At 65.1% G+C, this 5416-nt stretch carries 8 protein-coding genes; 5 read left to right on the top strand and 3 right to left on the bottom strand.

Annotated features, from left to right (window positions below; genetic code table 11):
• Positions 1-136: 136 nt before the first annotated feature.
• From rnpA to H5T60_11075, 5 genes are all read left to right on the top strand, one after another.
• Positions 137-616 (top strand): ribonuclease P protein component, encoded by a 480-nt coding sequence (rnpA, locus tag H5T60_11095; GenBank protein MBC7242977.1) that lies wholly within the window; start codon positions 137-139, stop codon positions 614-616.
• Positions 549-758 carry a membrane protein insertion efficiency factor YidD gene (yidD, locus tag H5T60_11090; GenBank protein ID MBC7242976.1) on the top strand — a complete coding sequence of 70 codons (210 nt, stop codon included), beginning with the start codon at positions 549-551 and terminating at the stop codon, positions 756-758. Before rnpA ends, yidD begins: the two co-directional genes overlap by 68 nt.
• Before the next feature lie 79 nt (positions 759-837).
• A complete protein-coding gene (locus H5T60_11085; protein MBC7242975.1) occupies positions 838-1944 on the top strand; it encodes a PQQ-binding-like beta-propeller repeat protein in 1107 nt (368 codons plus the stop codon).
• 77 nt (positions 1945-2021) lie between these two features.
• Complete coding sequence (locus H5T60_11080) at positions 2022-2861, top strand: membrane protein insertase YidC (GenBank protein MBC7242974.1); 840 nt, start codon at positions 2022-2024, stop codon at positions 2859-2861.
• On the top strand, positions 2830-3606 hold the full coding sequence (locus tag H5T60_11075) for a protein jag (protein ID MBC7242973.1): 777 nt from the start codon (positions 2830-2832) through the stop codon (positions 3604-3606). The genes H5T60_11080 and H5T60_11075 overlap by 32 nt, the downstream gene beginning before the upstream one ends.
• A 43-nt stretch (positions 3607-3649) precedes the next feature.
• On the opposite strand, the gene rimI is transcribed toward H5T60_11075, so the two are convergent.
• From rimI to tsaE, 3 genes are all read right to left on the bottom strand, one after another.
• On the bottom strand, positions 3650-4300 hold the full coding sequence (rimI, locus tag H5T60_11070; GenBank protein MBC7242972.1) for a ribosomal protein S18-alanine N-acetyltransferase: 651 nt from the start codon (positions 4298-4300) through the stop codon (positions 3650-3652).
• Complete coding sequence (gene tsaB, locus H5T60_11065) at positions 4297-4965, bottom strand: tRNA (adenosine(37)-N6)-threonylcarbamoyltransferase complex dimerization subunit type 1 TsaB (protein ID MBC7242971.1); 669 nt, start codon at positions 4963-4965, stop codon at positions 4297-4299. Before tsaB ends, rimI begins: the two co-directional genes overlap by 4 nt.
• 24 nt (positions 4966-4989) lie before the next feature.
• Positions 4990-5416, bottom strand: a 427-nt coding sequence (gene tsaE / locus H5T60_11060) for a tRNA (adenosine(37)-N6)-threonylcarbamoyltransferase complex ATPase subunit type 1 TsaE (GenBank protein MBC7242970.1), incomplete at its 5' end; no start/stop codon positions are given.

Here is a 5416-nt window from a genome sequence, read left to right as displayed (position 1 = left end):
CGTCTGATCGCCCCGGCGCGGGGTGGAAACCTGTCGGCCGCAGGAGCAGGATGACTGTTGATCGGGAGGCTGGGAGCACAGGGCGGCGTTATCGGGGGAGTGCAGAGCGGGCCGGCACGCCGCGGAAGGTCTGGGCATGTTGAAAAAGCGGTATCGTCTGCGCGGCAGTGCCCGTTTTGCGGAGGTGCGGGAAAAGGGAAAAAGCGTGGCCCATCCCCTGGCGGTTCTCATCGCTCTGCCGAATGATCTGCCGTACAGCCGGTTTGGCTTTTCCGTCAGCCGGCGCCTCGGCAAGGCCGTCAAACGGAACCGGGCGAAACGATTACTGCGGGAGGCGGTGCGCCTGCAGTTATCCAATTTTGCCCCAGGCTACGATGTCATCCTCATCGCACGAGCTCCCCTGCGCGATGCCAAATTTGCCGCGGTGTACGAGGCGGTGGGACAACTGGCGCGGCGCGCCGGCATTTGGCAGTCCATCCAGCCTCCACAGGCGGCCGAACCAGCCGTCGGGCCGGCGGATTCCCATCCGCACGCAGAAGAAGTGAAAGATGAAGATCGTTGCTCTTTGGCTCATCAAATTGTATCAAATGACGATATCCCGACTGCTTCCCCCTAGCTGTCGTTTTTATCCGACCTGCTCGCATTACACCTACCAGGCGATCGATAAATACGGCTTGCTGAAAGGGGGATGGCTGGGCGTACGGCGCCTTTTGCGCTGTCATCCGTTCCACCCTGGGGGATATGACCCGGTGCCGTAAGGGGCCGGCATGTTCGCGGCCGGCGGTTATGCATCGCGCAGAGAAATGGTATCCGCTATCGGAGCAGGAGGAGCTTCCATTGAAACATCGCATTCCATGGGGCGTGGGGGTACTGGTACCCCTGCTGTTGGCATTCCTTTTCATCGGGGCAGGGTGCAGTGGCGGCGCCAGCGCAACCCCGCCGCCCATCTGGCCCGGCCTGGCATATGCCGATAATGTGCTGTATCTGACGGGCCTGGATGGGCATGTGTGGGCACTGGATGCCCAGCGGGGCGGCCAGGAACTGTGGCGGGTGCCGCCGGCCGACAGCAAGGAGCCGGCCCAATTCCACGGCGAGCCGGCCGTGGCCGGCGACCTGTTGCTGGTCGGCACCTCCGCCCAAGGGCTGTATGCCCTGGACCGGGCGAGCGGCCAGACGCGCTGGACCATTTCCACCGCCAATAAAGCGGTGCTGGCCCGCCCGCTGGTGGCGGATGGCGTAGCCTATTTCGGCGGGGAAGACAAAAAACTGCGGGCCGTGGAGGTGAACAGCGGCCGCGTGCTATGGGAATTCCCGACAGAGGGGTGGATTTGGGCGTCGCCGGCCCTGGCCGACGGCCGGCTGTACCTCGGCGCCATGGACCACCGCCTCTACTGCCTGGATGCAGATTCGGGGCAGAAGCTCTGGCAGTTTGAGGCCGGCGGCGCTATCGCCGGCACGCCGGCGGTGGGCGAGGGCATGGTCTTCTTCGGCTCCTTCGACAGCTCCCTCTATGCCCTGGATGCCGTCAGCGGAGAGCAAAAGTGGTCCTTCAAAACCGATGGCTGGATCTGGGGCGGGCCGCTTCTGCATGAAGGGGTGGTCTACTTCGGCGCCACGGACCATAACGTCTATGCGCTGGATGCGGGAACCGGCGCCCTGCGCTGGAAGTTCACCGCCGGCGACCTGGTGCGCGCCACGCCGCTGTATCACGAAGGGACGCTGTATGTCGCCAGCCGGGATGGCCGGCTGTATGCCCTGGACCCGCAGACCGGCCAGCAAAAATGGAGCTTCTCCACCGATGATCCCAAGGCCGGCCAACTGCTCAGCGAACCGGTGGCCGCCGACGATACCATTTACGTCGCCATCATGAACGGTCGCGTCGCGGCGCTGGATGCCGCCAGCGGCGTACAGCGCTGGCTGGCGAACCCTGCCCAGACCAAGTAAATTTTCTCACACCGGGGGAGACCCCAGGAGGTAGTGCACACGTGGGTCAGATTTGGACACAATTCTTTCTTCAGCCGATGCTGAACGGCCTGTTGCTGCTCTACGGAGCGCTCGGGCAGAACTTCGCCGCGGCCATCGCTGTGTTCACCATCATTATCCGCCTGCTCACCCTGCCGCTGAGCCTGCCCCAGCAGAGATCCGCCAAGAAGATGCAGGAATTACAGCCCAAGCTCCAGGAACTGCAGAAGAAATACAAGGACGACAAGGAGAAGCTGGCGCAGGCCCAGATGGAGCTGTACCGCGAGGCCGGCGTCAACCCGTTGGGCGGGTGTCTGCCGCTCCTCATCCAGTTCCCCATCTGGATCGGCCTGTATCAGTCCATCGCCCAGACGCTGGCGGCCGGCCCGCTTCAACTGCTGAACCTTTCCAATAATATCTACAAGAGCTTGCCATGGCTCTCCTCGCTGGTGCCGGTGAAGAACACCTTCCTCTGGCTGGACCTGGGCAAGCCGGACCCGCTCTACATCCTGCCGGTGCTGGTGGTGGCCACGACCTGGTTCCAGCAGAAAGTGATGTCGCCGCCCTCCTCCGACCCACAGTCGGCGTCCATGAACCAGAGCATGCAGGTGATGTTCCCCCTGATGCTGGGCTTTTTCAGCTTACAGTTCCCCTCCGGGCTGGCGCTCTATTTCGTCGTGTCCAACATTGTGGGCATCGTCATCCAGTACTTCACGCCGGGTTGGGTGGGCGTGTCGTTCGGGAAACGGGGGGCGCCGCCGGCCAAGGCCGTGACCAGCAAAGCGCCGGCCAGCAGTGCGCCCACCGCCTCCGCTCCTGTGGATGCACAGCCTGCCGAGGGACAAACCGCTAAGAAAGGGCAACAGTATGGAAAGAAGAGGAGAAAGCGTCGAGGTTAGAGGAAAAACCGTTGAGGAGGCGATTGCCGCCGGCCTGGCCCAGTTGGGGCTGAGCCGGGACCAGGTGGAGGTGGAAATCCTGAGCCACGGCAGTCGCGGCCTGCTGGGCATCGGCGCCGAAGATGCCCGGGTGCGCCTGGCGCCGCGGGTGGAAGCCGCCCCTGCCGAAGCGCAGGAACAGGTTCTTTCGGAGGAATATTGGGAAGGGCCGGAGGTAGAAGAGGAAGAGGCCGGGGCCGAGGTCACCAAAGCGCCGGCGCTCTCCCCCAAAGAGGTGGAGCGCATCGCCCGCGACGCCCTACAGGGCATCCTCCAGCGCATGTCCATCCAGGCGCGCATCGTCTCCAAGCCCCCGACGGAGTTTATGCTGGAGGGGGATAACCCGCCGCCGGTGGTGCTGGACATCCAGGGCCGGGACCTGGGGATGCTGATCGGCCGGCGCGGCGAGACCCTGGGCGCTCTCCAGTTCCTGGTGCGGCTGATTGTCAATCACCGTACGCGCCGCTGGTACAATATCGTGATTGATGTGCAGGGCTACAAGGAGCGGCGCGAACAGCAGTTGCGCCGGCTGGCCGAACGCATGGCCGAGCAGGTGGTGGCGACCCGCCGCTCAGTGGTGCTGGAAGCCATGCCGCCGTACGAGCGGCGCATCGTGCACCTCGCCCTGCGCGATCACCCCCAGGTGACCACGCACAGCATCGGCGAAGGGGATAACCGCAAGGTGATGATTCACCTGCGGCAGTGAGGAGCAGCACGAAAGCCCGCCCGAGCCATTCGGGCGGGCTTTTTCATTCCGCTGGGGGCGGCGCGGTCTGGGCGCGCAGTTTGGCGTGCAGGGCTTCCTTCAGCTCGGCCAGCCGGCGCTGATATGCGGCGCTGGTGATGATGCCCGTGGTCATGATGTAGGCGTTCTCGCCGTTGTCGGAATAATAGTGCCGGCGCTCCCCCACCACCTCGAAGCCGTACTTGCGGTACAGCTTCTGCGCCCGCAGGTTGCTCACCCGTACCTCCAGCGTCACCACCACCAAGCCCAGCTCCACCGCACGATCGATGACCGTTACCAACAGCAGTTCCCCCAGCCCGCGCCCGCGCCACTCCGGGGCCACCGCGATATTGGCCAGGTGCGCCTCGTCCACCAGCGCCCAGAAGCCGGCGTATCCCAGCACCGGCCCGGACGGTGAGGGGGAGGGCGGGGCAGTGCGCAGGAGCCGGTTCAGCCAGGAAGCCGGCTTCGGCTCCCCTGCTTCCTGCGCCGGCCGCGGGGTCACGACGAAATAATGCGCGTGCCGGTTGTGCAGGAGGTCATACTCAAAGGCGGAGGCCGGCCAGGGGGAGGTGAAACTCGACCGCTCGATGGGCATGACTTGCTCGATATCGGCCACCTGCATGGGCCGCACCAGGTACGGGATATCGGTCCAATCCAACGGCGTATCCCTCATGGCGAGTCGCCGGCCGTGTGCAGGTAAATGGGCGACAGGCTGGCCAGGTCGTCGCCCTGACCGGAGGCCAGCGCCGGCCAGGCCATTTCCGCCAGCACCGCCGCTCGCCGCACCGACTGCGCCGGCGTGGCGATCACGGCGCGCTTCCCCAGCGCGGACTGCACCGCCTGCCGGGCTTCCTCATCCAGCTCCCCGCAGAAAATCGTCCGGCCTTCCGCCAGCGCCGGCAGTCTGTCCGGCGTGACAAGCTGGAAATCTCCCTGCCGGCTCCACTGTCCGTCCACACTGCGGTACACCGCGGCGCAGAAGCGCCCGCGGCCGGCGTGCACCACCGCGCACACCGGCAGGTCACTGCCGGCGAAAGGCTGGGCCACCACGTCCAGGGTGGGGATACCCTTGATGGGGATCCCCAGCGCCAGGCACAACCCCTTGGCAACGCTCAGCCCGATGCGCATGCCGGTGAAGGAGCCTGGGCCGATGGCCACCGCCACCCCGCGGAGGCGCGCCGGCTCCAGCCGCAGTAAGCGGAACATGTCCACAATGTTGGGCATCAGCTCGACGGTGTGGTTGTAATCCGAGAACCAGGTGCGCTCCGCCCAGACCTGGTGCGCGTCATAGAGCGCGATGCTGGCATTGCGGGTGGCGGTGTCAATGGCTAACAGCATGAGGCTGACCCCCGAAACGCGGTGTCAAGAGCGGCCGGCCGGCGCCGATGACGCCGGCGCATGTCCGATGACTACACTCCGATAGGCGGTCAATAATTCCCTGGAGCGTTCGCCGCCGGCGCGCAGTAGAACGCCGCGCTTATAATCGTCAATGAAACGCATTTCCACCGTCAGACGGTCCGCCGGCAGGATGGGTTCGGCGCGCTCCGACCACTCGATGACGCAGACGCCGTCCCCATAGAGATACTCCTCGATGCCGATGGCCAGGGATTCGGCCACCGCGTCGCCCAGGCGGTAGAAGTCAATGTGGAAGAGCTTGAGGCCGGCCGGCGACGTGTACTCCCACACCAGGGTGAAGGAAGGACTGCGCACCGGCCCTTCCACCTGAAGCCCCTGGGCGATGCCCTGAACAAAGCGCGTTTTCCCGACCCCCAGCTCGCCGCGCAGGCAA

It is taken from the genome of Anaerolineae bacterium, assembly GCA_014360855.1.
GTDB lineage: Bacteria > Chloroflexota > Anaerolineae > JACIWP01 > JACIWP01 > JACIWP01.
This window is presented reverse-complemented; position numbering and strand designations above follow the sequence as displayed.